At 67.1% G+C, this 24,281-nt stretch carries 25 protein-coding genes and 2 tRNA genes; 15 read left to right on the top strand and 12 right to left on the bottom strand.

The features are described from left to right. Positions 1-109: 109 nt before the first annotated feature. Together BLR03_RS18175 and BLR03_RS18170 are read right to left on the bottom strand one after the other, a co-directional pair. Entirely contained in the window at positions 110-913 is an 804-nt protein-coding gene (locus tag BLR03_RS18175) for a VOC family protein (protein WP_091255372.1), read from the bottom strand. Positions 914-1,320: 407 nt separating this feature from the next. Next, positions 1,321-1,408, bottom strand: a tRNA-Ser gene (locus BLR03_RS18170). Positions 1,409-1,565: 157 nt separating this feature from the next. Between BLR03_RS18170 and BLR03_RS18165 the strand changes: the two genes are divergently transcribed. The 7 genes from BLR03_RS18165 to BLR03_RS18135 all read left to right on the top strand — a co-directional run bounded on the left by BLR03_RS18165 (position 1,566) and on the right by BLR03_RS18135 (position 8,238). Then, positions 1,566-2,549 (top strand): NAD(P)H-quinone oxidoreductase, encoded by a 984-nt coding sequence (locus BLR03_RS18165; protein ID WP_091255370.1) that lies wholly within the window; start codon positions 1,566-1,568, stop codon positions 2,547-2,549. A 215-nt stretch (positions 2,550-2,764) separates the two neighbouring features. Next, on the top strand, positions 2,765-3,301 hold the full coding sequence (locus BLR03_RS18160; RefSeq protein WP_091255368.1) for a PadR family transcriptional regulator: 537 nt from the start codon (positions 2,765-2,767) through the stop codon (positions 3,299-3,301). Between the two features lie 200 nt (positions 3,302-3,501). Continuing rightward, positions 3,502-5,844: a carbon starvation CstA family protein gene (locus BLR03_RS18155; RefSeq protein ID WP_254788584.1), complete on the top strand. Its 2,343-nt coding sequence runs from the start codon at positions 3,502-3,504 to the stop codon at positions 5,842-5,844. A 13-nt stretch (positions 5,845-5,857) separates the two neighbouring features. Further along, positions 5,858-6,049, top strand: a complete 192-nt coding sequence (locus BLR03_RS18150; protein WP_091255366.1) for a YbdD/YjiX family protein — start codon at positions 5,858-5,860, stop codon at positions 6,047-6,049. 113 nt (positions 6,050-6,162) lie between these two features. Then, on the top strand, positions 6,163-6,846 hold the full coding sequence (locus BLR03_RS18145; protein WP_091255364.1) for a bacterial proteasome activator family protein: 684 nt from the start codon (positions 6,163-6,165) through the stop codon (positions 6,844-6,846). 7 nt (positions 6,847-6,853) lie between these two features. Further along, a complete protein-coding gene (locus tag BLR03_RS18140) occupies positions 6,854-7,330 on the top strand; it encodes a hypothetical protein (RefSeq protein WP_091255363.1) in 477 nt (158 codons plus the stop codon). A 62-nt stretch (positions 7,331-7,392) separates the two neighbouring features. Continuing rightward, positions 7,393-8,238: an aldo/keto reductase gene (locus tag BLR03_RS18135; RefSeq protein ID WP_091255361.1), complete on the top strand. Its 846-nt coding sequence runs from the start codon at positions 7,393-7,395 to the stop codon at positions 8,236-8,238. Between the two features lie 198 nt (positions 8,239-8,436). On the opposite strand, the gene BLR03_RS18130 is transcribed toward BLR03_RS18135, so the two are convergent. Together BLR03_RS18130 and BLR03_RS18125 are read right to left on the bottom strand one after the other, a co-directional pair. Beyond that, on the bottom strand, positions 8,437-8,670 hold the full coding sequence (locus BLR03_RS18130; protein ID WP_091255359.1) for a hypothetical protein: 234 nt from the start codon (positions 8,668-8,670) through the stop codon (positions 8,437-8,439). Between the two features lie 36 nt (positions 8,671-8,706). Beyond that, positions 8,707-9,678 (bottom strand): hypothetical protein, encoded by a 972-nt coding sequence (locus BLR03_RS18125; protein ID WP_091255357.1) that lies wholly within the window; start codon positions 9,676-9,678, stop codon positions 8,707-8,709. A 93-nt stretch (positions 9,679-9,771) separates the two neighbouring features. On the opposite strand from BLR03_RS18125, the gene BLR03_RS18120 reads away from it, so the two are divergent. Next, positions 9,772-10,245: a DUF2231 domain-containing protein gene (locus BLR03_RS18120; protein WP_091255355.1), complete on the top strand. Its 474-nt coding sequence runs from the start codon at positions 9,772-9,774 to the stop codon at positions 10,243-10,245. Here BLR03_RS18120 and BLR03_RS18115 read toward each other — a convergent pair. Continuing rightward, on the bottom strand, positions 10,242-11,543 hold the full coding sequence (locus BLR03_RS18115) for an MFS transporter (RefSeq protein WP_254788583.1): 1,302 nt from the start codon (positions 11,541-11,543) through the stop codon (positions 10,242-10,244). The two genes, BLR03_RS18120 and BLR03_RS18115, sit on opposite strands and share 4 nt — an antisense overlap. Positions 11,544-11,838: 295 nt before the next feature. On the opposite strand from BLR03_RS18115, the gene BLR03_RS18110 reads away from it, so the two are divergent. The 4 genes from BLR03_RS18110 to BLR03_RS18095 all read left to right on the top strand — a co-directional run bounded on the left by BLR03_RS18110 (position 11,839) and on the right by BLR03_RS18095 (position 14,646). Next, complete coding sequence (locus BLR03_RS18110) at positions 11,839-12,102, top strand: DUF4190 domain-containing protein (protein WP_091255351.1); 264 nt, start codon at positions 11,839-11,841, stop codon at positions 12,100-12,102. Then, on the top strand, positions 12,083-12,934 hold the full coding sequence (locus tag BLR03_RS18105) for a glycoside hydrolase family 5 protein (RefSeq protein ID WP_368086982.1): 852 nt from the start codon (positions 12,083-12,085) through the stop codon (positions 12,932-12,934). The genes BLR03_RS18110 and BLR03_RS18105 overlap by 20 nt, the downstream gene beginning before the upstream one ends. Then, the gene (locus BLR03_RS18100) at positions 12,877-13,254 is read left to right on the top strand and encodes a hypothetical protein (protein WP_139184593.1); all 378 of its coding nucleotides are present in this window, start codon (positions 12,877-12,879) and stop codon (positions 13,252-13,254) included. The genes BLR03_RS18105 and BLR03_RS18100 overlap by 58 nt, the downstream gene beginning before the upstream one ends. Before the next feature lie 537 nt (positions 13,255-13,791). Next, entirely contained in the window at positions 13,792-14,646 is an 855-nt protein-coding gene (locus BLR03_RS18095; RefSeq protein WP_175460608.1) for a lytic transglycosylase, read from the top strand. A gap of 103 nt (positions 14,647-14,749) precedes the next feature. Here the strand turns inward: BLR03_RS18095 and BLR03_RS18090 are convergent, their stop codons facing one another. From BLR03_RS18090 to tmk, 5 genes are all read right to left on the bottom strand, one after another. Beyond that, on the bottom strand, positions 14,750-15,628 hold the full coding sequence (locus BLR03_RS18090) for a transglycosylase domain-containing protein (RefSeq protein WP_254788581.1): 879 nt from the start codon (positions 15,626-15,628) through the stop codon (positions 14,750-14,752). A 595-nt stretch (positions 15,629-16,223) separates the two neighbouring features. Then, positions 16,224-16,296: transfer RNA gene (locus BLR03_RS18085), tRNA-Thr, on the bottom strand. Positions 16,297-16,440: 144 nt separating this feature from the next. After that, entirely contained in the window at positions 16,441-18,027 is a 1,587-nt protein-coding gene (locus BLR03_RS18080; protein ID WP_091255345.1) for an alpha/beta hydrolase, read from the bottom strand. Positions 18,028-18,086: 59 nt separating this feature from the next. Further along, positions 18,087-19,229 (bottom strand): DNA polymerase III subunit delta', encoded by a 1,143-nt coding sequence (locus BLR03_RS18075; RefSeq protein WP_091255343.1) that lies wholly within the window; start codon positions 19,227-19,229, stop codon positions 18,087-18,089. After that, positions 19,226-19,906 carry a dTMP kinase gene (gene tmk / locus BLR03_RS18070; protein ID WP_254788580.1) on the bottom strand — a complete coding sequence of 227 codons (681 nt, stop codon included), beginning with the start codon at positions 19,904-19,906 and terminating at the stop codon, positions 19,226-19,228. Before tmk ends, BLR03_RS18075 begins: the two co-directional genes overlap by 4 nt. Positions 19,907-19,993: 87 nt before the next feature. Here tmk and BLR03_RS18065 point away from each other — a divergent pair, with 87 nt between their 5' ends. Then, entirely contained in the window at positions 19,994-21,190 is a 1,197-nt protein-coding gene (locus BLR03_RS18065; RefSeq protein WP_091255339.1) for a trans-sulfuration enzyme family protein, read from the top strand. A 9-nt stretch (positions 21,191-21,199) separates the two neighbouring features. Beyond that, positions 21,200-21,553 (top strand): DUF2516 family protein, encoded by a 354-nt coding sequence (locus BLR03_RS18060; protein ID WP_091255337.1) that lies wholly within the window; start codon positions 21,200-21,202, stop codon positions 21,551-21,553. A 61-nt stretch (positions 21,554-21,614) separates the two neighbouring features. Here BLR03_RS18060 and BLR03_RS18055 read toward each other — a convergent pair whose 3' ends face one another. After that, complete coding sequence (locus BLR03_RS18055) at positions 21,615-22,463, bottom strand: class I SAM-dependent methyltransferase (protein WP_254788579.1); 849 nt, start codon at positions 22,461-22,463, stop codon at positions 21,615-21,617. A gap of 154 nt (positions 22,464-22,617) precedes the next feature. Here BLR03_RS18055 and BLR03_RS18050 point away from each other — a divergent pair, with 154 nt between their 5' ends. After that, complete coding sequence (locus tag BLR03_RS18050; protein WP_091255334.1) at positions 22,618-23,364, top strand: phosphoglyceromutase; 747 nt, start codon at positions 22,618-22,620, stop codon at positions 23,362-23,364. A 153-nt stretch (positions 23,365-23,517) separates the two neighbouring features. Here the strand turns inward: BLR03_RS18050 and phoU are convergent, their stop codons facing one another. Further along, entirely contained in the window at positions 23,518-24,180 is a 663-nt protein-coding gene (phoU, locus tag BLR03_RS18045) for a phosphate signaling complex protein PhoU (protein ID WP_091255332.1), read from the bottom strand. Positions 24,181-24,281 lie beyond the last annotated feature (101 nt).

The raw sequence follows: 24,281 nt of genomic DNA, 5'->3' as shown, positions 1-24,281 counted from the left end.
GGGAAGGGACTGGCCGGTATTTCTTACAACAATTTTTGTAATTAGGTGGCCGAGGCCTTTCGGCCCCGCCTGTCGGGGAGGCCGGGGTTAGCGGTCCCGGGCTCCGGGGCTACGCGTCCGCGGCGGGCTGGCCTCCCTGGCCGGTGTCGGCCACGATCTTGAACATCGCGCCGGTGGGGTCGGTCAGCGTCGCGAGCCGGCCGAAGGGGGTGTCCTCGGCCTCTTGGATCACCGTGGCGCCGAGGGAGACGGCCTGGGCAACCGTGGCGTCCGTGTCTTCCACGGCGAAGTAGACCTGCCAGTTGGAGGGAACCTCGGCGGGCAGGTAGGCCGAAGCGTCCATGATGCCGGCCTTGGCCGCCGGTCCCGCGCCCAGCGTGGTGTAGCGGAATTCCGGGGTGTCGCTCATGACGTCGGTGTCCCAGCCGAACACGTCCTGATAGAACTTGACTGCAGTGGCGTAGTCCTTGGTGTGGAGTTCATGCCAGGCCGGCGCGCCCGGTTCGGCCGCCAGCTCATAGCCCTTCATCTCGGCCGGCTGCCACACGCCGATCGACGCGCCGGAGGGGTCGGCGATCATGGCCATGCTGCCCTGCTCGGGAACTTCCATGGGCTGCATGTAGACCTGCCCGCCGTGCTCCGCGGCAGCCTCGACCGTGGCCGCGGCGTCCTCAGACCGCAGGTACGTGGACCACATGTCGGGCCACGCTGCCTGGTCCGGCCGCTGCTGCATCATGCCGGCCACGGACTTGCCGTCCTTCGAGGCGGTGATGTAGCCGCCGTATTTTTCTTCGTCGCCGGTCTGGAAGGTCCAGCCGAACAGCGCGCCGTAGAAGGACTTCGCCTTCTCGGCGTCCGATGTCATGAGGTCGATCCAGCATGGTGCGCCGTTGGAGTGGTCGGGTGTGGGCATGGGGACTCCTGCTCTGTGTGGCGGCCCTGGCATCGTCGTGCGGCCGCCGGACTAGTGTGCGTGATTGGAGGCGTTGTGGTGGAGACGAACTGGTGGAGACACAGCGAGACTATGACGGGGCCGCGACACTTTCAATGGGGAGGCTATCCGCGGCGCACATTAGCCTGACCTGCAACCAGATCTCTAGATGTCCCCGGGATGCCGGAAGGGGCGTCGCGCGGGCAGAGTCGGGGCGCCTTTTTCACTTGACCCGAAGCGGATCCGCCGCCCGGGCGAATGGCGCCACAAGATCCGCACTGACTGCCCGCAAGCATATGACTGCCAGCGAAACGCCATCCCGGCAGCATCCATGACGCAAAAATGCCCCCGGTTCCGGCACGAGATGCAGGAATCGAGGGCATTGTTCGCGGAAGGTAAGAGATTCGAACTCTTGGTACGGGGTTACCGCACACTGGTTTTCAAGACCAGCTCCATCGGCCGCTCGGACAACCTTCCCTAACGAGTAGTCTTTCATAGGCAGTCGGCTGCCACAAAAAACGCGCTGCGCTTGCGGACGCGTATGGCTCCCCGCCATATTCTGGGGAGAGATGTTGATCGGACCTGGCGATCGCGGCGCAGGTGCGCGGAGCCAGTTAGGAATCGGGAGTGCTCCATGAAGGCTGTCTATATCTCTGAGCCCGGCGGACCCGAGGTCCTGGAAGTCCGTGAGGTCGAGGCCCCGGTGGCCGGCCCCGGCGAGGTTCTGATCGACGTCGTGGCCGCTGGCCTCAACCGTGCGGACGTCCAGCAGCGCAAGGGGTTCTACCCGCCGCCCCCCGGCGCCTCCGAGATCCCCGGGCTGGAGGTCTCCGGCAGGATTGCGGGCTTCGGCCCGGGCGTCACCAAGGCGTTCTCGGTGGGGGACAAGGTGGTGGCGCTGCTCTCCGGCGGCGGCTACGCCCAGAAGGTTGCCGTGCCCGCCGGGCAGGTTTTGCGGATTCCCGACGGCGTGGACCTGGTCACTGCGGCGTCGTTGCCGGAGGTCGCGGCCACCGTCTATTCCAACCTGATCATGACGGCGCAGCTGCAGCCGGGCGAAACCGTCCTCATCCACGGAGCCACCGGCGGCATCGGCACCATGGCCATTCAGCTGGCGAAAGCCATCGGCGCGCGGGTGGCCACGACAGCCGGGAACGCGGAGAAGGTCAGCACTGCCAAGGCGTTCCTCGGCGCTGACATCGCCATCAACTACGCGGAGGAAGAGTTCCCCGCGAGCCTGCGCGCGCAGAACGGCGGCAAAGGGGCGGATGTCATACTCGACGTCGTCGGCGCCAAGTACCTTGGGCAGAACATCGAGGCGCTCGCCGATTACGGGCGTCTCGTGGTGATCGGGCTGCAGGGCGGAGCGAAAGCGGAACTGGACCTCGGGCAGCTGCTGCGAAAACGGGGGGCCATCATCGCCACGGCCCTGCGTCCCCGACCGGTCGAGGAAAAGACCGTCATCATGAACGCCGTCCGCGACGCCGTCTGGCCGATGCTGACCGACGGCAGGATACGGCCCCTCGTGGCCAAGACCTTCCCCTTGGACCAGGTCGCCGCCGCGCACACCTACTTTGATTCAGGCGACCACGTCGGCAAAGTCCTGTTGGTCATGTAGCGCCGTGCACGGAGCGGACGCCGTTGACTAGACGCCACGGCGCCCCCGGGTCTTAAGCCGCAGGTCAGACCGCAGGTCGGGGACGACTTGATCCGTCCAGGGCATGCGCCGTTTTGCTGTCCGTCCATGAATGACGATAATGTAATTCCATACGCGGTATACACGCGTCTTGGGGCGCGTGTATGCTGTGTGGTTTCCTGACCTCAGGGAGTGCCATGTCTATCCGCCACAGTCTCCTCTCCCTCTTGCAGGACCAGCCGCGCTACGGCTACCAGCTCAGGACCGAGTTTGAGGACCGCACGGGGGCATCCTGGCCACTGAACATCGGGCAGGTCTACACCACCCTAGACCGGCTGGAACGCGACGGACTCGTCCAAAAAGACGGCGGCGACGGCGACGGCCACATCATCTACAGCATCACCCCGGCCGGCCGAACCGAGGTCCGGGAGTGGTTCGCGCTCCCGGTCTCCCGAGCGAATCCGCCCCGGAATGAACTGGCCATCAAGCTCGCGCTCGGTCTGACGATTCCCGGAACCGACGTCGGCTCCATCATCCAGGCGCAGCGCGCCGTGTCCATCCGGGCCCTGCAGGAGTACACCAAGTCCCGGCGCGACACCGCCGCCCTCCAGCGCCCCGCCGATACCGCCAGAGTCCTGGTGCTGGACTCCATCATCTTCCAGACCGAGGCCGAAGTGCGCTGGCTGGACCTCTGCGAGGCCCGCCTGATGCAGCTCAGCAACCCCCCGGCCTAGCCCGCCGCCACGGGCCGAGGCGGCCCCATGGGCCCTGGCCCAGCCACGCCCCGGACCGTTCACCGCGTTCGGCCGACCGCTCGTCGCGCGGACTGCACCGCCGGGCGCAGGTGCGGCGCCGGGGCGCGGACGCGTTGGTAGGGTGCGGGGGGCAGTTCTGTACCGGTGGACTGCCTAGTTGGGATTCTCGAGGAGGAGACATGGGCACAATGCCAGACGGCACACAAGGCGACAGCACACGCAGGAGCACCGAAGGCGTCAGCACGCACGGAACAGTACAGCTCGACGACGGGATCGTTCCGGACCCGTCCCTTCCCCCGACGTCGGTGGATGAGTCGGTCCGCGACGCCGCGGACCGTACATGGACCCCCGCAAAGATCGCGCTGTGGGCGGCCATCGCCCTGCTGGGCGGCGTCGCCTGGTTCATGCTCGCCATCATCCGCGGCGAGACCGTCAACGCCATCTGGTTTGTGTTCGCGTCAGTCTGCACGTACCTGATCGGCTACCGCTTCTACTCCAAGGTCATTGAGCGCTACCTGCTCAAGCCCAACGACCGCCGTGCCACCCCGGCCGAATACAAGGCCGACGGCAAGGACTACGTCCGCACAGACCGCAACGTCCTCTTCGGCCACCACTTCGCCGCCATCGCCGGCGCCGGCCCACTGGTGGGCCCGGTCATCGCAGCCCAGATGGGCTACCTGCCCGGCACCATCTGGATCATCCTCGGCGTCGTTCTGGCCGGTGCCGTCCAGGACTACCTCGTCCTGTTCTTCTCCATGCGCCGCGGCGGCCGCTCCCTGGGCCAGATGGCCCGTGAAGAGCTTGGCGTGATCGGCGGCACCGCCGCCCTGGTCGCGACGCTGCTGATCATGGTGATCATCGTCGCCATCCTCGCCCTGGTGGTCGTCAACGCCCTGGGCGAAAGCCCGTGGGGCGTCTTCTCGGTGGGCATGACCATTCCGATCGCCCTCTTCATGGGCGTATACCTGCGCTACATCCGGCCGGGGAAGGTCATGGAGGTCTCCATCATCGGCTTCGTGCTCCTCATGGCCGCCATCATCGGCGGCGGCGCCGTGGCAGGCACCGACTGGGGTGCCGCGTTCTTCCACCTGGACAAGGTCACCATCGCCTGGGGCCTCATCATCTACGGCTTCATCGCCGCAATCCTTCCCGTCTGGCTCCTTCTGGCCCCCCGCGACTACCTCTCCACCTTCATGAAGATCGGCGTGATCGTGATGCTGGCCCTGGCGATCATCGTGGTCCGTCCCGAGATCACCGTCCCGGCGTTCAGCGAGTTCGCCAGCCGCGAGAACGGCCCGGTCTTTTCCGGTTCGCTGTTCCCGTTCCTATTCGTCACGATCGCCTGCGGCGCCCTGTCCGGCTTCCATGCGCTGATCGCGTCGGGCACCACGCCGAAACTGATCGAAAAGGAACGCCAGACGCGCCTGATCGGCTACGGCGGCATGCTCATGGAATCCTTCGTGGCCATCATGGCCCTCGTGGCCGCCATCTCCATTGACCGCGGCATCTACTTCGCCATGAACGCACCCGTGGCGCTGACCGGCGGCACTGTCGAAACCGCAGCCGCGTGGGTCAACAGCCTGGGCCTGTCCGGGGTCAACATCACCGCCGGCGACCTTGCGCAGACGGCCAAGGACGTGGGGGAGCAGAGCATCGTGTCCCGCTCCGGCGGCGCGCCCACGCTCGCCGTCGGCCTGGCTCACATCATGCAGCAGTTCATCGGCGGCACCGCGATGATGGCGTTCTGGTACCACTTCGCCATCATGTTCGAGGCACTGTTCATCCTCACGGCCGTCGACGCCGGTACCCGGGTTGCGCGCTTCATGCTGCAGGACTCGATCGGCAACTTCGTTCCGAAGTTCAAGGAACACTCCTGGCGCCCGGGGGCGTGGCTCTGCACCGGCATCATGGTGGTCGCCTGGGGTGCGGTGCTGCTGATGGGCGTCACCGACCCGCTCGGCGGCATCAACACCCTGTTCCCGTTGTTCGGGATCGCGAACCAACTGCTGGCGGCCATCGCCCTCTCGGTCTGCCTGGCCATAGCCGCTAAGCGCACCGCCCTGAAGTATCTGTGGATCGTGGCGGTGCCGCTGGCGTTCGCCGCCGTCGTGACCATCACGGCGAGCTTCTACAAGATCTTCTCGCCCGTTCCGGCAGTGGGCTACTTCTCCAACAACGCAGCCTTCGCCAAGGCGCTTGCGGACGGTAAGACCTCCTTCGGCACTGCCAAGACCCAGGCGGCGATGGAGGCCGTGGTGCGCAACACCATGATCCAGGGCTGGCTGTCGATCATCTTCGTGGTGCTGAGCATCGTCGTCATCATCACGGCCGTGATTGCAACTATCAAGGCCCTGCGGAACACGTCCGCGGGGCTGCCGAACGCCGAGCACGAAGACCCCGCCCAAGCCTCCCGCGTCTTCGCGCCGGCAGGGTTCATCCCCACCCCGGCGGAGCGCGAACTCGTGGCCGAGTGGAACAGCCTTCCGGCCGGGCAGCGGCTGGAAAAGTCCGGGCACCAGTGATGCGGAGCCGCCCATGAACGTGGTAATCGCCGGGTTCCGGGGGATTGCCGAGTACCTCAGCGGGGTGCTGGGCGCCGATGCCTACAAGAAGTATCTGGAACACCACGAGGCCTCCGGCCATGCCGGTCCGCCGCTGACAGAGCGGGAGTTCTGGCGTGAGCGGACCGACCGGCAGGACACCAACCCTCAGGGCCGGTGTTGCTGAGCCGATGCTGATCCGGGGGAGGGGCGCCGTCGGGCACAATCGTGTCCGACGGCGCCCTTCCGCTTCCGGCGGACGCCGGACCCGCGCCTCCGGACGCGTGAGAGTATGAAGCCATGAGCGATCAGCACGACACTCAGCCCGGAGACCAAACTGCCGACGACGTGCCCGTCGAAGGCACACCCCTGGACGACGTCCTGCCCCTGGCCGGAGCGCCGGTGGCATCGCCGGCTTCAGTCCCGGGCGGCCACGCCGGTGGTCCAGGCCCCGTACCCAGGGCGCCCCGGGGGAGCGAACTTCAGGACCTGGTGGACGAACCCGCAAAGGTCATGCGGATCGGCACCATGATCAAGCAGCTGCTGGACGAAGTGAAGTCAGCACCCCTGGATGATGCGGCCAGGGTCCGCCTGGCCGAAATTCACGAGCGCTCCATCAAGGAACTCGAGGACGGTTTGGCCCCGGAGCTCGTTGAGGAGCTCGAACGGATCAACCTACCCTTTCCGGAGAACGCCACTCCCTCCGACGCCGAACTCAGGATTGCCCAGGCCCAGCTGGTCGGCTGGCTTGAGGGGCTCTTCCACGGCATCCAGACGGCCATCGCGGCCCAGCACGCCGCCCGAGAGCACGCCTACGCGCAGATGCAGCTGCGCCAGCTGCCGCCGGGAACGGTGATCGCACCCGGCGTCATCATCGGGGAAAACGGCGAACCGGTTCGCGCCGCCGCGCCCCGCCGCGGCGCTGATCCCTCCCAGCCTCCCGAGCCCGCCGACCCGGACCACGGTCCCGGACAGTACCTTTAGCGCGACCTTGGGCTTCTTCAGCGCGGCGCGGCAAGGGCGCAGGGATGACGCCGAACTCGGCAAGGGTCTCTGGCGGCGCGCCCATGACCGCTTCAACCGCGGACTGGACCGCTACCACCAGGTCCTCGAAGGAGTCGAGGACGAGGCACTATACGGCGAGCTCGTCGAGGTCGCGAACCAGCTGTCCGCGCTCGCCCCCCGGGTCCGGGAGATCTGTGTGGAGGCCCAGCGGCGGTATCCCAGTAGTGGACTGGACATTCCCGGGCCGCTGGCGGGGGTCCACCGTGCCCTCTCCACGGCGGGCAATTCGCTCGCCATGACAGCGGAAGCGGCGGCGATGCTCCGCCTGGCCGTAGGGGCGGTCCCGGCGGGCGCTGCGTCCGTGCGGCGCCGCGCCGACGCCGTATTGGAACAAATCCACGACGCCGAACAGCGGCTTGCGGAGGCACCCGGCGGCGGCCCGACGCCGGGTATTCCCGGTTAAGCGCCTAGCTTAGCTTCGCCCTGGCGCTGGCCAGACAGCACCGATGTTGGCAGGATAGTTGTATGACTTTTTCACCGGAACTGACTTTCAATGACGGCAACACTATTCCCCAGCTTGGCTACGGGGTGTGGCAGGTTGAAGATGACGTGGCCGAAAAGGTGGTTGTCCAGGCGTTCGAGGCCGGCTTCCGCCACATCGACACCGCCAAGATCTACGGCAACGAAGCAGGGGTGGGCCGCGCTATCGAGCGTTCCGGCCTCAAGCCCGAGGAAATCTTCATCACCACCAAGCTGTGGAACGCCGACCAGGGCTACGAATCCACCCTGAAGGCATTCGAGGAGTCCATGGAGCGGCTGGGCCTCGAGACCCTGGACCTGTACCTCATCCACTGGATGCAGCCCAAGCAGGACAAGTACGTTGACACCTGGAAGGCTCTCATCGAGCTCCAGAAGCAGGGCCGGGTCAAGACGATCGGCGTCTCCAACTTCACCAAGGAGGGCCTGCAGCGCCTGATCGACGAGACCGGCGTGGTGCCGGCGATCAACCAGGTCGAGCTGCACCCGTTCTTCAACCAGGCGGAACTGCGCGAATTCAACGCTTCCAAGGGCATCCTCACCCAGGCATGGTCGCCGCTGGGCCAGGGCGGCGAGCTCCTCGAAAGCCCTGTCATTGCCCAGATTGCCGCCAAGCACGGCGCCACGCCTGCCCAAGTAGTCATCGCCTGGCACCTGGCCATCGGCAACGTCGTCATCCCGAAGTCCGTGACCGAATCCCGGATCCGCGAGAACTACGCGGCCCTCGATGTCGCCCTCGACGAGACCGACGTCCAGGCCATCAACGGACTGGACCGTTCCGCCGAAGGCGCTGGCCGGATCGGCCCGGACCCGGCAGTGTCCGACTTCGCTTAGGCAACAGCCCTAAGGCACCGTCCCGGCGCTTCACAGCATCAGGCCGGTTGACCCGGCCGGCGTTCGCAGAGGGCCTTCACCCCGCGCGGGGTGGAGGCCCCTTCTGCTGCCCGGCCATTCCCGCGGGACGGGACGGTGCCGACCCGGCGTGCGCTGTGCCGCGCCGGACTCAGGCCTAAGCCCGGTGCCGCACCGGACTCAGGCGGCGGCCCGGCGTACCTTTCCCGGGATGGCATCCACGACCGCCCAGCCGTCTTCGCCCGAAACGCACCGGCTGGCGAAGCGGCCCGCGGCGGCAGCGTCATCGAAGCTCTCGGTGCGGATCCGGCCGGAGTCTGTGTCCCAGTAAGTGACTTCGAAGTACTGCGCGCCGTCCTGTGCGTTGTCGCAGTACTGCTGGAAATGCTGCTGGAAATCCTGGTTGTTCTCCATGATTCCAGTGTGCAACCGACCTCCGACACTAAGAGTTCACGCCTCCGGCGTGTTGCCGAGCCGCAGCACGCGTTCCCGGGCCAGGACTTCCTTGCGGCGTTCCCGGTCCGCGGCCCTCGCCGTCTGCTGAGCCATGGCCGCAGCCAGCTCGTGACGCTTCCGTGCCGCCTTGAGCTCGGCTTCGGCCAGATCAAGGCGCCGCCGGAGCTCGTGCGCCTCATCGGCCAACAGCCTGGTATCGGCTGTGGCCTCGTCCAGTTCCGCCGCCGCGCTGCGTGCCTCGTCGTCGGCCGCCGCGGCGGACTCTTCGGCATCCTGTAGCCGGGCCCGGGCCCGTTCCACCGCCGACGGCGCCGGGGTCACCTGCGCTTTACCGGCAACCCGGAGACGGGGCTGAACCGCTGGGGGTTCTCCGCCGGGTAACCCGCCGTCGGTTCCTCCGTGCGCGGCTCGGGCGACGGCTCCCCCGGCCGGAAGGCTCCCCGGGACGGCCACCGCGCCGGCGAGATCGACGACGTCGACCCCGTCGGCCGAGAGTGCCCGGAGCAGGCAGCCGCTCTGAACGGCTTCTGCTGCCCCGGCGTCCGTGGCGGCGGCCCGCAGGGTCTGCTCCACTTCCCCGGCCACGGCGGCGCTGATCGGCCGGCCCTGCCGAACTGCCAGGTCGCGTGCCGTCTTCACGGCTCCGGAGAGCAGCTGCCGCCGTTCCTGTGCGAGGCGGCGGAGGCCCGCAGCGTCCAGGGCGGACTGCGCGGCCTGCATCGACGTCCCCAGTTCGGCCAGCTCCCGCAACATTTCGGGGCTGTGCGCCGCCATCATGTTCACCGCCCACGCGGCCAGGGAGGGTTTGGGCAGGGCCCGCACTTCGGCCGCCAGGGCCCTCTGCCCCGCGGCAGCGATGTTCCCGGAACTGAGGCGGCGGGCGGCAGCCGTTCTTGCCGCCACAAACTCGCCGTACGGCAACGCATACAGCGGCCCGGCAATGCCCGCAAGTCCCGGGGTTCCCATGCAAGAATCATAGAAGTCCCGGCCCGGCCGCGAGCACCGGCTCGCGGCTTTGTCATGAGACCCGGCGGCGCCCCGATACTGAGGAGTATTCACTTGATCGAAATTGGCGGGCTACCGGCCCACGTCCTGCTCGTCCACGCCGTGGTGGTGCTCGGACCGCTTGCGGGTCTGGGCGCCATTGTCTACGCCGTGGCACCGCGCTGGCGGAGCTACCTGGCCTGGCCGCTGGGCGTGTTGTCGCTGATTCTGGTTCCCATAACGGTGGTGACGGCTCAGGCCGGCGAGCAGTTGGAGAAGGCCCGTCCGGCGTCGGCCCTGGTCCGCGAGCACGCCCAGCAGGGCGATGTGCTCAAGGTGTTTTCGGTGATTTTCTTCGTCATCGTCGCGGCCATGCTGGTGGTCACCTATGAGCCCTTCGGCCGGCGTCTGGCGTTCCTGGGCGGACTGCGGGACAACCGGATCGTCCGAGTGGTCCTCCTCATTGCCGGCGCCGTCGCGGGCGCTTTCTTCATCTACCAGAGCGTCATCACAGGGCATTCCGGCGCGGCGTCCGTCTGGAGCCGCTAAGTCAGCGCTTCGGCACGCCCGTGACCCGCTGACGGGCGCCGGCTTCTGCGCAGGGTGATAAGGAGCAGGACGAGGGCCGCCGCCTGGAGCGCCGCCACCGCAGCAATGAGCACCGGCCGCGCGCCGTAAAGCGTTCCGTACAGTACCCCGCCCGCCAACGCCCCGGCCCCTTCGAATGCCGCGAACACCCCGTAGGCGGTGCCCTGCCGGGGCTGCGGCACGAGATCGGCCACCAACGCCTTGACCGTGGAGTCCTGGATGCCCGTGGCGGCGCCCCAGACCAGGACGCCGGCCAGAACGAGTCCGGCACTCGGTGCCAGGGCCAGGACAGGCACGCCCGCGATCAGCACGGGAAGGCCGATCAGTACGGCCGCCCCGGCACGGTCGTAAAGGACGCCACTGGCGAGGGCCCCGACGGCGGCCGCCCCCATGGCGGCCGCGTACAGCAGCGGAACGACTGCGACGGGGACCGCCACGTCGGCCGTCAGATGGTAGGAGATGACGCCGAAAGCCACCAGGCCGGCGCTCCAGAAGAAGGCGGCGGCGGCAAACAGGATAAAGACGCCGGAAAACACCGACGGCGGCCGGCCGCCGTTCGCAAGGGGAAGCGCAGAACCCGACGACGAAGCCGGCGAAGAACCCGGTGCCGAAGCTGGGACGGACCCGGGAGCCGAGCCCGGTGCCGCGGCGTCTGCGGGGAACTCGGTGACGGCGGCAACGGGCGCTGACGGGACGTCGCCCGGGTCCGGTACCCTGCGACGCAACCACACGAGGATTGCCAGCGCTGCCGCCGCCGGAAAGACGAGCACCGCAAACGCCGCCGACAGCGAGCCGGTGGCCACCAGCACCGCGGAGACGAGCAGCGGGCCCAGGAGCGCGCCGGCCAGATCGAGGGATTTGTGGACGGCGAAGCCACGGCCCCGGCCAGCCGGCCCGGCAGCGGCAGCCAGCAGGACAGTCTTCGCCGGGCTACGGACGGCTTTGCCAACCCGGTCCCCGATCAGGAGCGCGGCCGCCAGTGCCAGTCCGGCGGATCCGGCCAAGGGCGCCAACGCCAGCAGCGGGACGCACACCGCCGTGAGCACGTACCCGGCAATCGTGAAAGTCCAGTATTTGCCGGTGCGATCCGCCCAGGGACCGAACACCAGCCGCAGCCCCTGCGCCGCGGCTTCCGCGGCGCCTGTCACGAGACCCACAAACAGCGCTGATGCGCCGAGCTGGGCGAGCAGGGGACCTCCCAGCGGCCGGGCGCCGTCGGACACCATGTCTGTGGCGAGGCTGACTAGGCCGAACGCCACCACCGTGCCCCATTGCGGGCGCCCCCGCAGGCTTCGCCGTCCGCCGGTCCGTGCCGGCGGACTATCCTGCTGCCGGGCTGGCAGCCTGCGGCCGGGCCGTTCCATTCCCTAAGGCTCGCCGACGACCCGGAAAAAGACAATACGCAGGTCAGGGGGCTGTGGCCCGGCCGTGGCGTGGGAGGAAATATTGGGCGAAGTGGACCGTTTTCGGCATCTGCTTGGTACTTTTTGAGAGCCGATCCGCATTGTGCGGGCCGGGGGGACCCACGCTAACGGATTGAAAGGCTTCACAACCATGAGCACACCCCAGTACCAGGGATACGCGCCCGCGCCCGTCTCCGCGAAGACCAACGGTCTGGCCATCGCGGCGCTGGTTTCATCCTTCTTTATCAGCCTGCTCGGGATCATCCTGGGTCACATCGCCCTGAACCAGATTAAGACCACCGGTGAAAGCGGCCGCGGCCTGGCCATCGCCGCACTGGTCATCGGCTACGCGTCGATCGCCTTTGCGGTGATCTTACTCGTTGTAGTCATGGGCACTGCGGCCGCAAACCGCTAAGACTCAGCGGACGGCCCCCTCCGGCACCGGCCGGAAGGGGCCGTCCGCGTCCCGCCTGCCGCCCCGGGCCACCAGGGCCGCACCCGCACCCGCACGCCACTCTCAGGAGGAACTGCGAAGCTGCTTTCCAACCCGCCCCGCCACGCTGGCCGTCGGCCTGCCATGCCTGCCGCACGGGCTGTGGACCCTGACCATCGACGACGCCCTGGCCAACATCAAGTCGATGGGCTTCAACGCCGTGCGGCTGCCGTTCTCCAATGAGTGCCTGGCCGCGACGTCCATCAATGGAAGCCTGAACTACTGGGCCAACCGCGCCTACGGGATCGAGGGCAAGACGCCCCTGTTTCTGATGGACGCGGTGATCGCCCGCGCCAAGGCCAACGGCCTGCACATCATCCTGGACCGGCACCGGCCGTCCTCCGCGGGCCAGTCTCCGCTCTGGTACACCTCCGCATACCCGGAGTCGAAGTGGATCGCCGACTGGAAGATGCTCGCCGCGCGCTACAAGAACGATCCCACCCTCATCGGTGCCGACCTTCACAACGAGCCCGCCGGTGCAGCGACCTGGAGCGGGGCCGCCGCCACCGACTGGCAGCCCGCAGCCACCCGTGGCGGGAACGCCGTCCTTGCCTCCAACCCCAACCTGCTGATCATCATCGAGGGGATAGAGAACCAGGGCAACGGCACGTCCACCTGGTGGCGCGGCGGCCTGGCCGACGTCAAGAACAAGCCCGTCACCTTGGCCACACCCAACCGCGTAGTATATTCCCCCGCATGTACAGCGGCATGTACGGCGATGGCGCCGCCGGGCCGGCAAGTCGGACCATCCTGAATCACGCACCCGTGCCCGGCGTCACCAACATGGCGGGGGGAGCCGCAGAGTTCGGCTTCGCCTTTGACGAGTACCCGGGGGCCACCGGCGGCCCTTACTACTTCGTGGACGTCCGGAACGCCAGGGAATTCCTGGCAACCACCGACTCCTCCGGCTCCAACCAGATCCTGCTGCCTAACGGGGTCCTGAGCGCCTGGGTCGTTTTGTCCGATGCGCCGTCCATCCAGGCTTTTGCTTCGCCGGCCGAAGCGAAAGCCTGGATGGGAACAGAGCGCTACGCGCAGCTGAAGGCGATGCTGCTGAGCCTGCAATACGCCTAGGCAAAGGTCGCGGCGTAGCAATCTAGAGTGGGGACTCATCCGTGCTGGACCGCACCGGGTCTGCCGGCACGTCTTCGCCCCGTTCCTCTAAGTGCACGCCAGCTGACCTATCCGGAGTCATCCTGGCCCGATTCGGCCAGCGTCACCCCAGCGACGGACCAGATTTCGCGCTTCTTCTCGACGGACGACGGGGACGCATTGTGAAGCTGGATGATCGGCATCCGCCGAGTCTGACACGATCCGCCATAGTGCCCGAAGCGGTCATCCTTTAGGCTCAGTCTGTTCAGTCCGAGGCGAGATGGCCCGGACCGGTTTTATTGGGGGTTTGTGATGACGGGAACTACCGGGTGTCCGGGCAATCAGAGAAGCCTGTCGAAGGCGTTGGGCGGCGCGGCCCTTGTCGTGTTGCTTTCGGCCGGATTGGCAGCGTGCTCCTACGAGACGCCGTCCCCGCAACCCGTCGCCGCAAAGGTCAGCACCCAAACACAGGCAGCGACGGCCCCGGCGGAGACCGGAAGGGGTTCGGCGCTGGGGCCAGTGGTCTCCGATTCGTTCGGCAACGCGGACTACTACACGACACTCCCGGGTGACACCCCTGCCATTGTGGCCGGCTCCTTCCGGATCTCCGAGGCGAAACTCGCCGAGTTCAACGGCCTCCAGCCGGGAGCACCCCTGACGCCGGGCACGAAGCTCCGCCTCATCCCCGCCCCGGGCCCGATCACCGGCGCGAAGGGAACGGCCGTCGTCGATGCAAACGGCATCCCCACCAGCTACGTCGTTGAACCCGACGACACCCTGGGCGGGATCACTTACCGGTTCGGCCTCACTGAGGAACAATTGGCCGAAGCGAATAAAGTCCCGTACGCCTACGAGAAAGGCAATACGTACTTTATCCGCACCGGAAAGCACCTCCAGCTGCAGAAGAACCTGGTCGACAGCAGGTCCGGTACGGGAACTAGCGTCAATAATTCATTCGGCCAGGCCATTTTTTACACCACGGTCGACGGCGACTCCCTCGACAGCCTCGGCTACAAGTTCCGGTGCACCACGGACCAACTGCTGCAATACAACCCGTCCCTCACCACGGACCGGCCTATCCCTGCAGGGACCAAGGTGAGGCTGATGCCCGGCGAGCTCAAGATTGACGGCGCCCAGGGCTCTTTCACCGCCGACACGGAAGGGATCCCCCTCACCTACACCACCGCGCCCGGGGACACCGAGCGCCAGATCGAGGCCAGGTTCAAGGCCCCCGACTTGGAATGGGCGAACCGCCCCCTCACCGGCACCGACCGCGTCTGGTATGACTTCTCTGACCTGCCCTCCGGGGAGTTGGCCCCGGGCCAGACCATCAGCCTGGCCTTGAACAAACCCATCCACAAAGGGCCATCCTGACGTGGGCCGGGCTCCCGCGTAACCCTGAAAGTACGGATCGGGGCTGTATCCGACTGAGAAATTCCCGAAGGCCCGGTTGCGGAGGACGCCCGGCGTTGAGACGCTAGCCGGCTTCGCTCTGGATACGGTCCTTTACGCTTTGAGGCATGGTCGAGCACGCGTCGTCGTCGGCACGCCGGTCAGCGTGGTTGTCGGCGGTGTCGGTGATGCCGACCGTCGCGACGGCCGCCTGCCATCCGCCCAGGCCGGCGATCTGCCGCGGGACCCAGACGTTCGCGGCCCCGTTCACCAGGTTCCAGACGGCGGGGTGGACGCCATCGCCGAGGTAGATTCCGCCGTTGGGGTCTCTCCTGACCAGATCCGGCAGAGGCAGGACGCCCATCAGTTGAGCAGACTGGTAATCGGACATGTTCCACGGCGGTGTTCCGAAGTAGTACCAGCTGGCGGCGCAGACACCGTACAGATGAGGGCCGAACTGGGCATAGTTCAGGTAGAGCTCCAAAGTCCGTTGGGGGCTCAGCGTGTAACTGAACTGGGTTGCCAGGACGGCCTCGATACCTTTGCGGGCGGCGCTTTGGTCGTCCCAGAGGAAAATGTTCTTGACCAGCTGCTGGGGGATGGTGGAGCCGCTCGGGTCGGGCTTTCCCTGGAAGTACGCCTGCACCCTGGCCTGGAAGTCTCCGAGGTCGAAAGCGCCAGAGCGGGTGCCGAGTTGTTCGTCTTCATGGGCGATTGTCGCGGCGAGCAGGTGCCGGCTGATGTGGTTGATCGAGACGAACTGGTAGACGTTGGGCTCGCCGGCCTCCAGCATGTAAGCAGTGCGCGGCGGGGTCACGCCCATGCTGAACATGAACGCAATGATCTGGACCAGAACCAGCGGGGCGATCAGAGCCAGCAGGAGCTTGCGGCGCCACTTTCGCTTAGGACGCTTGGTCGGCTGACCGACCGGAGAGACAGGCCGCTGAGCTTGATCCGGCTCCAACGCAGGCGGGCCTACCTTCGGCAACGCAGGCTCCCGAGACGTCCGGGCCTTGGGGGCCGGGTAGCTGACAACTTTCGCGGGCGCTTGCTCCGGCCCCTCTGTAGTCCACCGGCCAAGCTGAGCGTCGGGTGGGATCGGAGGTTGAGTCTGATCCGGTCCGGCGGTAGGCCGGCCTACCCGAGGCGGCAACGGGCCCGGCACCGGATACCTTACAACCTTGGCCGGTTCTGCGTCCGCAAGGCCAGATCGAGGAAGGCGGTCCGGCGGTAAAGGCCGCTGCGGGGTCGGTGGTGTCGGGATGTCCATCGGTCTGCCTTTGCTGCTCGCCCCCGGATACCTCTGAACGAGATAAAGGATGGGACGAAATTCTACCGGGCGGCCCTGGGTATTGCTCTCCGCGGACTGTGCGAGGGATTGCCGCGGCAACCAGTTCACACCGCAATACGTTCCGACATGAACGCGAGTGAGCCGAGAGCCCGTTCCCGGGCTTGAGGCTGTTCTTGACCCCCTCGGTGCGGTTATAGGGGCGTCCCACGGCCACCAGCAAAAAACCCCGTATCCCCGCTGAATCAGCGGAAATACGGGGTTCTTCCCGAGCTTCCTGCCAGAATCGAACTGGCGACCTTCTCATTACGAGTGAGACGCTCTACCAACTGAGCTAAGGAAGCAACCACATGAAAGCCCGGCGAACCGGGCGGATCATGCAAGAGATAACTGTAATAGAGTCCCTGCGTCCGGGTCAAAATGAGCGTCCGCGGCCGCCCGCCGGCCGAGCAAATCGTACCGAGCAAACCGTACCGAGCAGACGCTACCTAGCACACCGTGTTGTCCGCCGGAGTCTTGCCGTCCACGAGGTAGTCATCAACGGCGTTGCCGATGCAGCTGTTGGAGCGGCCATAAGCCGTGTGGCCCTCGCCCTTCCACGTCAGCAGCGAGGCATTCCCGAGCTGCTTGCGCAGGGAGCTGGCCCATTCCACGGGCGTGGCCGGATCCCCGGTCGTTCCCACAACAACAATGGGGGCCGACCCCTTGTACTCCACCGGGGCCGGGGTCCGGACGTTCTTGTACGGCCAGTCCTTGCAGTTGGTTCCGCCGTAGGCGAAGTAGTAACCCAGGGTGGGGGAGAGCTGGCGCAGCTTCTGGTCCTCGGCCCGCATGGAGGCGGTGTCGGTCACCATGGGGTAGTCCAGGCAGTTGATGGCGTTGAAGGCGAAGGAGCTGTTCGACGTGTAGGTGCCGCTGGGGTCCCGGTCGGCGCCGAAGTCGGCCAGTTGCATCATGCCCGTGCCGTCGCCGGCCAGGGCCTGCCCGAGCGCCCGGGTGAGGATCGGCCAGTTGTCATTGTTGTAGAGCGGGATGATGAGGCCGCTGACGAACGTCGACCCCGAGACCTTCCGACCGTCCTTCGACGGCAGCGGGTTGGCCTCCGCGGCGTTGATCGCGTTGCGGATCTGCTGGACGCCGTCCTCGGCGCTACCCGTCATCGGGCATCCGCTGGTCTGCTGGCAGTTGGCAACGTAGGTGTGCAGGGCCTTGTCGAAGGCCACGGTCTGGCCGGCGGTCAGTTCCTCGTAGCTCAGAGACGGATCCAAGGCGCCGTCAAGGACCAGCCGGCCGACGTTGTCCGGGAACAGCGACGCGTAGGTGGCGCCCAGGAGCGTCCCGTAGGAGTAGCCGAGGTAGTTCAGCTTGGCGTCGTTGACCACACCGCGGAGGATGTCGAGGTCCTTGGCCGCGCTGACGGTGTCGATCTGGCCCAGGACCGGCCCGGTGTTCTCTGCGCATTTGGCTGCGATGGCCTTGTTGTCGGCCAAGGCCGCTTGCAGTCCGGCATCGGTGTCCAGGGCATAGGTCTTGGCGCGGGACGCGTCACGTTCCGCGTCCGTGAGGCACGTGACCGGAGCGGAGCGCTTCACGCCGCGGGGGTCGAATCCCACGATGTCATAGGCGGACCGGACCTTCTCCGAAATGTTGGTGTTGGCCGCGTCCCTGACGAAGTCATAGCCCGATCCGCCCGGGCCGCCCGGGTTGACCAGAAGGGTGCCCTTCTTGTTGCCCTTCGTGGGGAGCTTGATGGCGGCGAGTTCGATGTGGTCACCGTCAGGCTTGCTGTAGTCCAGCGGGACGTTGATTTTGGCGCACTGGAAACTGCTCTCGCACGGCTTCCAGTCGATCCGCTGGGAGTAGAAGCTGCGCAGTTCCGCGGGCGCCGCCGCAGCGATCGAGGCGTCCGCCTGTCCCGATGCGGCCCCCGACGTTGCGGCACCCGAGCCGCCGCCGCTGCCACCACCGAAAAGGCTGCATGAGGCCAGTGTCAGGGCCAAGGCCACGGCGCCGACGGCCCGCGTGCCGATCGCCAGGGATCGGGATCTTGCGGACTTGGGTCGAGCAGGCTTCATGCGGATCTCCTTGGAGGATAGGAACGAAAGCGATGGTGTCGGTGGAGTGGCCGCGGCCATCAAATCAGGCTGGAGGCCATGGACTCAATCGCCAGCAGCGGAGCCACGTTGGTGGTGGTGATCCGTTTGCGGGCCTTATTGATGGCGTCCATGCGGGCAAGGGTCACTTCGGCGGTGGAACGGGAAGCGAAGTCTTCGAGTTCGCTCCGGAGTTCAAGGTTGACCAGTTCCACGGCGTTCCCCATCTGGATGATCAGGACATCCCGGTAAAAGGACAGCAGGTCCGTCAGCGTGCGGTCAAGGGAATCGGTGATCGAACGCTTGGCACGGCGCTTCTGGTCGTCCTCGAGCTGCTTGACCTGGCCCCGCATGGCCGGCGGCAGCGTGCCGCTTTCGGGCGCCCCGAGGGTGGCCAGCAGCGCCGCTTTCTCGGCGGCGTCGCGCTCGTCATTGGAACTGGTGGCTTCCTCGGTGGCGATCTTGACGAGCTTCTCCGCCATCATGACCGCCGCCGTGACACCACGCAGGGACAGCGGGAAACGAACGGTCTCCAGGCGGCGCTCGCGGGCCTCCGGGTCCCGGGCCAGGCGGCGGGCAATCCCCACGTGACTCTGCGCCGCCCGGGCAGCGCGCTCGGCAACCGCCGGGTCCACGCCGTCGCGCTTGACCAGCAGGGCCGCGACGTCGGCGGCGGGCGGAAGCCGCAGCGCCACCGGACGGCAGCGGGAGCGGATGGTCACGAGGACATCGGCGGGGGAGGGGGCGCAGAGCATCCAGACGGTGCGGGGTGTGGGTTCCTCAATGGCCTTGAGCAGGACGTTGGTGGTGCGCTCGGCCATCCGGTCCGCGTCCTCCACCACAATGATCCGCCACCGGGCCGACGACGGCCGGTTCCCGGCGGTGGACACGAGCTCGCGCGCCTCATCAATGGTGATGGTGACCTTTTCGGTGCGTACGAACGCAACGTCGGAATGGGTCTCGCCGAGAATGGTCAGGCATGCCGGGCACTCGCCGCACCCGCGCTGGCTGACGTCCTCCTGGTCGCAGTTCAGGGCCGCGGCGAAGGCCTTGGCGGCGTTGGAGCGGCCGGAACCGGGCGGACCGGTGAATAGCCACGCATGCGTGAGGCCTTCTCCCTGGGCCGCCTGGCGCAGCTGGGCCACGACGGCGTCCTGGCCCTGAAGGTCGTCCCAGACCGTCATGCCGTGCTGCTTTGGGCGACGACCAGCAGGGACTCGACGCGCTCAAAGATTCGTGCAGCGAGTTCGGTGACGGGCAGACGGGCCGGAAGCACCAGATAGGCCTCGGGCCGGGCGGCGGCCAGCTCCAGGAAAGCTGCCCGGATCTTGGCGTGGAATTCGTCGGCCTCGGACTCGAGGCGGTCTTCGGCGGCGTCGCCGGCGGTGCGCCGCTGCCGGCCGACGGCGGGGTCGACGTCGAGCAGTACCGTGAGGTCCGGATGCAGGCCCGACGTCGCCCAAGCGTTGATGTCCCGCACCGCGTCCGTCCCGAGGCCGCGCCCGGCGCCCTGATAGGCGACCGAGGAGTCAATGTACCGGTCCGTGAGGACGATCTCGCCGCGTTCCAGGGCCGGCCGGATAACCTGGCTCGCATGCGCCGCCCGTGATGCCGCGAAAATCAGGGCCTCGGTGTGGGCATCGATGTGGCCGTGCCCGTGATCCAGCACAAGGGAACGCAACTTCTCGCCGATCGGTGTGCCGCCCGGTTCCCGGGTCCGCAGCACCGTGAAGCCGCTCGATTCCAGGGCTTTGGCGAGTTCAGCCGCCTGGGTGGACTTGCCGGCGCCGTCTCCGCCCTCGAAGGCAATAAACAGTCCGGGCAACTGTTGAGGGGACGCTCCGGGGCTCTGGGTAGTCACGGTTCTAGACTACCGACAAACACCGACACCAGAGTCTGCGGCGTAACGGCTTGGGTGCCCTGAGGGGCTCACACGTACCCTGTCTCCATGAGTCTTTCTGAAGAACTGGCCGCAACGCTTTCGCCGGAATCCTTGGTCGTGGCAGCAGGGCGCCCGCCGCGCACCCGCGACGAACCGGTCAACCCGCCGCTGGTGCTGTCCTCCACGTACTTCGGCACCGGACCGCTGGGCGACGGCGACCGCGGCTACGGCCGCTATTCCAACCCCACGTGGGATCCCTTCGAAGAGGCGCTGGGCCAGTTGGAAGGCGCGGACCTGCCGGGCCTGCTCTACGCCTCGGGACTCGCCGCCGTCAGCTCGGCCCTGTCTCTGGTGCCCGCCCAGGGCGTGCTCGTGATGCCGTCGCACAGCTATGCGGGCTCGGTCACCATGGCCACCGAACTGGCGGCCAAAGGCTTCCTCGAATTGAGGACGGTGGACATCGCCGACACCGACGCCGTCCTGGCCGCGCTCGCCACGGCCGGTGGGCGTGCCGCCAGCATGCTGTGGCTGGAGAGCCCCACCAACCCCATGCTCGGCATCGCCGACATGCGGGCCCTTATCGCCGCGGCACACGAGACCGGCGCGATCGTCGTCACGGACAACACCTTTTCCACGCCGCTCGTGCAGCAGCCCCTCAGCCTGGGCTCCGACGTCGTGCTGCATTCCGTGACAAAGTACCTCTCGGGGCACTCCGACGTCGTGCTCGGCGCCCTGGTGACCTCCGACGCCGGTCTCCGCGCCGCGCTGCTGCACCACCGCACCATCCACGGCGGGATCGCCGGACCGTTTGAGGCATGGCTGGCCCTGCGCGGGCTCCGGACCCTGGCACTGCGGATCGAGCGATCGCAGGCCTCAGCGCAAATCCTGGCTGAGCGGCTGTCTGGTCATCCGCGGGTTGCCGCCATCCGTTTCCCCGGCCTGCCTTCGGACCCCGGCCACGAGCGTGCCAAGGCCCAGATGAAGGGATTTGGCTCCATCCTGTGCATCGAGGTGGCGCCGGTACGTGGGCACGACAGTAGCCTCAGCGGCGCGGAGGCGGCGGACCGTATGATCCGCGCCCTCCACCTCTGGCTTCCGGCCACCTCGCTGGGCGGAGTGGAGTCCCTAATCGAACGCCGGCGCCGGCACACGGCCGAGCCGGAGAGCGTGCCGGACAATCTGGTCCGGATGAGCGTGGGAATTGAAAACGTGGAAGACCTTTGGACCGATTTGGAGCAGGCGTTGGGGACGCTGGACGGCTAGGCTGGGGGAGTGGACGGACGCTTACTCATTTTCTATGTCGAATCCGGGATCTACCTGGTCCTGGCGATCGTGGCCTTTGCCTTGGAGGCATGGGCGTTTTTCGACTGCCTCCGGCACAAGGCCAACGCGTTCGAGGCTGTATCGAAACGGACCAAGACCTTCTGGCTTGCCTTGACCGGCGGCGCCTTCGCCGTGGGCCTCTTCTCCTTGCTCGCGCAGCTGGGAAGCGGCGGCGGAGCCAGCTCGCTCGGCATTTTCGGGCTTGCCGCCGTGACAGCAGCGTCCGTCTATCTCGCCGACGTCCGCCCCGCGGTCAAGGACGCCGGTCGCGGCCGCAACATGGGCCCCTACGGCCCCTGGTAATCCCCGCCGGCCCCCTAAGCTCGCAAGCTCGCTCAGGGAACCCTGCCGGCGTGGGCCCCGGCTAGTTCCCCGGGGCCACAGCGTCCCAGTCCACCGTGACTTCGCCCAGCCGCCACCGCGACGGGCCGTCCTGGACGGGCCAGCCGGCGTCGAGCAGCGCGCGGCACATCGCTGACCAGCGCTGGCGGTTGCCGAAGGACGCCAAGGGCGCCGCCTCCAGCCAGGCCTTGTCCATCGCCTGAAGGTAGGCGTGGATCTTTTCGCCGGGCACGTTGCGGTGGATCAGGGCCTTCGGCAGCCGTTCGGCAACGTCGGAGGGCAGCGCGAAGGCGCCAAACCGCATGGACACGCTCAGGCTCAGCGGCCGCTCGGCGCCGAGCGCCACCCAGGCGGCGCGGCGACCGATTTCATCGCACGTGCCGTCGACGAACAGCCCGCCCGGGGCGAGGCGGTCCTGTACGAGCCGCCAGATGCCCGGCACGTCGGCTTCCTCATACTGCCGCAGCACGTTGAAGGCCCGCACCAGCACAGGATCTCCGGCCGCAGGCAGCTCAAAGCCGCCCAGCTGGAAACTCAGGCCGGGCCGTTCCAGTGCCCGGGCCTGCCGGACCCGTTCCGGTTCGATTTCGATCCCCACCACCCGCACGTCCGCGCGGACCGTGGAGAGACGGTCAAAGAGTTCGACGGCGGTGGCCGGCGAGGCGCCGTAGCCGAGGTCGACGGCGAGGGGATCGGCCGCGGCGCGCAGCCGCCAGGCCTGCGGGCCGGTCAGCCAGCGGTCCACGCGGCGCATCCGGTTGGGGTTCGTGGTTCCCCGGGTCACGTTGCCCACCGGCCTGCCGCCGCGGACGCCGCTTTTCGCCCCGCCCTGGTTCCGGGGGGCCAACACCCGTTCAGCCTTCTGCACCACAGCCCCAGCCTATCGTCCGGGCTTCCTCCATCGCGGGGTCAGATACGGCCCATGTCGGGCCCCGTGATGGGCGGTATCTGACCCCGCGTTGCTGTGAAACGCACGCGGTGTAACGCTCTGCGCCGCCTGCGGGGGCTCGGCTAGGATAAAAACCATGACCTACAAGCTGATTCTGCTGCGCCACGGCCACAGCGAATGGAACGCCAAGAACCTGTTCACCGGCTGGGTGGACGTTGACCTGAACGACCAGGGCCGCGCCGAGGCGGTGCGCGGCGGTGAGCTCCTCGTGGAGAACAACATCCTCCCCGACATCCTCTACACCTCAAGGCTGAAGCGGGCCATCAACACGGCGAACCTGGCCCTTGAGAAGGCCGACCGCGGCTGGATCGACGTCAAGCGTGACTGGCGCCTGAACGAGCGCCACTACGGCGCCCTGCAGGGGAAGGACAAGGCCCAGACCCTCGCCGAGTACGGCGAGGAGCAGTTCATGACCTGGCGCCGTTCCTACGACACCCCGCCGCCGCCCCTGGCCGACGACTCCGAGTTCTCCCAGGTCGGGGACCCGCGATACAAGGACCTCGGCGACGCCGTCCCGCGCACCGAGTGCCTCAAGGACGTCCTGATCCGGTTGCTGCCGTACTGGGAATCGGACATCAAGGCCGACCTCGCAGCCGGCAAGACCGTCCTGGTCACGGCCCACGGCAACTCGCTCCGGGCCCTGGTGAAGCACCTTGACGGCATCAGCGACGAAGACATCGCGGGCCTGAACATCCCCACCGGCATCCCGCTGGTCTACGAACTGGATGAGAACTTCAAACCGCTGAACCCGGGCGGCACCTACCTTGACCCTGAGGCTGCCGCCGAGTCCATCAAGGCGGTCGCCAACCAGGGTAAGAAGTAAGTAGTTCCCGCCCTGCGCCAAGCGCAACCTACGGGCAAAGCGCAGCACGGAGCGACGCGCAAGAGCTTAGAGAATAAACGACGGCGTCCGGTCACCCCCAAGGTGACCGGACGCCGTCGTTGTATCTGCGTTGTGTCTGCGGGAAAGCCGCCGTCAGATGTGTTCGATAGTGTTCGGCTGCCACGCACCGGTGACCAGGTAGGTCACCTTCTGGGCTACGGAGACGCCGTGGTCGGCGAAGCGCTCAAAGTAGCGGCTGGCCAGGGCAACGTCCACCGTGGTGGCCGGGGACTCCTGCCAGTCGCTGCGCGCGATCGCCTTGAAAACGCTCAGGTGAAGGTCGTTGACAACACCGTTGGCCCTCATGATTTCCCGGGCAACGCCGAGGTCGCGGGTTGCCAGCAGTTCAGTGAGCTTCTGGGCGATCAGCAGATCCTGTTCGGCGAAGCTCTTGAAGGTCCCCCTCAACTGCTCCGGGACTACGGTTGCGGGGTAGCGCAGTCGTGCCAGCTGGGCCAGGTGGCGGGCGAGATCGCCCATGCGTTCCAGCGAAGCGCTCATCCGGAGCGAACCTACGAGCATGCGCAGGTCGCTCGCCACCGGGCCCTGGAGGGCCAGGATGTCAATGGCGTGTTCGTCGAGACTGTTTTGCAGGAAGTCGATCCGGGCATCGGCGGCAATCACGTCCTCGGCGAGGTCGATGTCGGCGCCCTGGAAAGCCGTCGTGGCCTTGTCGATGGCCTCCGTGACCAGCGTTGAGATCTCGACGAGCTGCTCCCTTACCTGGGCGAGCTCCTCCTGAAAAACCTTACGCACGTGTGCGTCCTTTCCTCGGAAATATTGCCTGCAATTGAAGTGGCGGGCCTATTTCGGTTCGCCTGCCGGCGCCCCAACTGTCAACTCTTTCAGTGTCTGGT

It is taken from the genome of Arthrobacter sp. ok909 (assembly GCF_900104405.1).
GTDB classification, from domain to species: Bacteria; Actinomycetota; Actinomycetes; order Actinomycetales; family Micrococcaceae; genus Arthrobacter; species Arthrobacter humicola.
The sequence above is the reverse complement of the archived record's forward strand: the minus strand, read 5'-3'. Positions and strand labels throughout refer to the sequence as shown.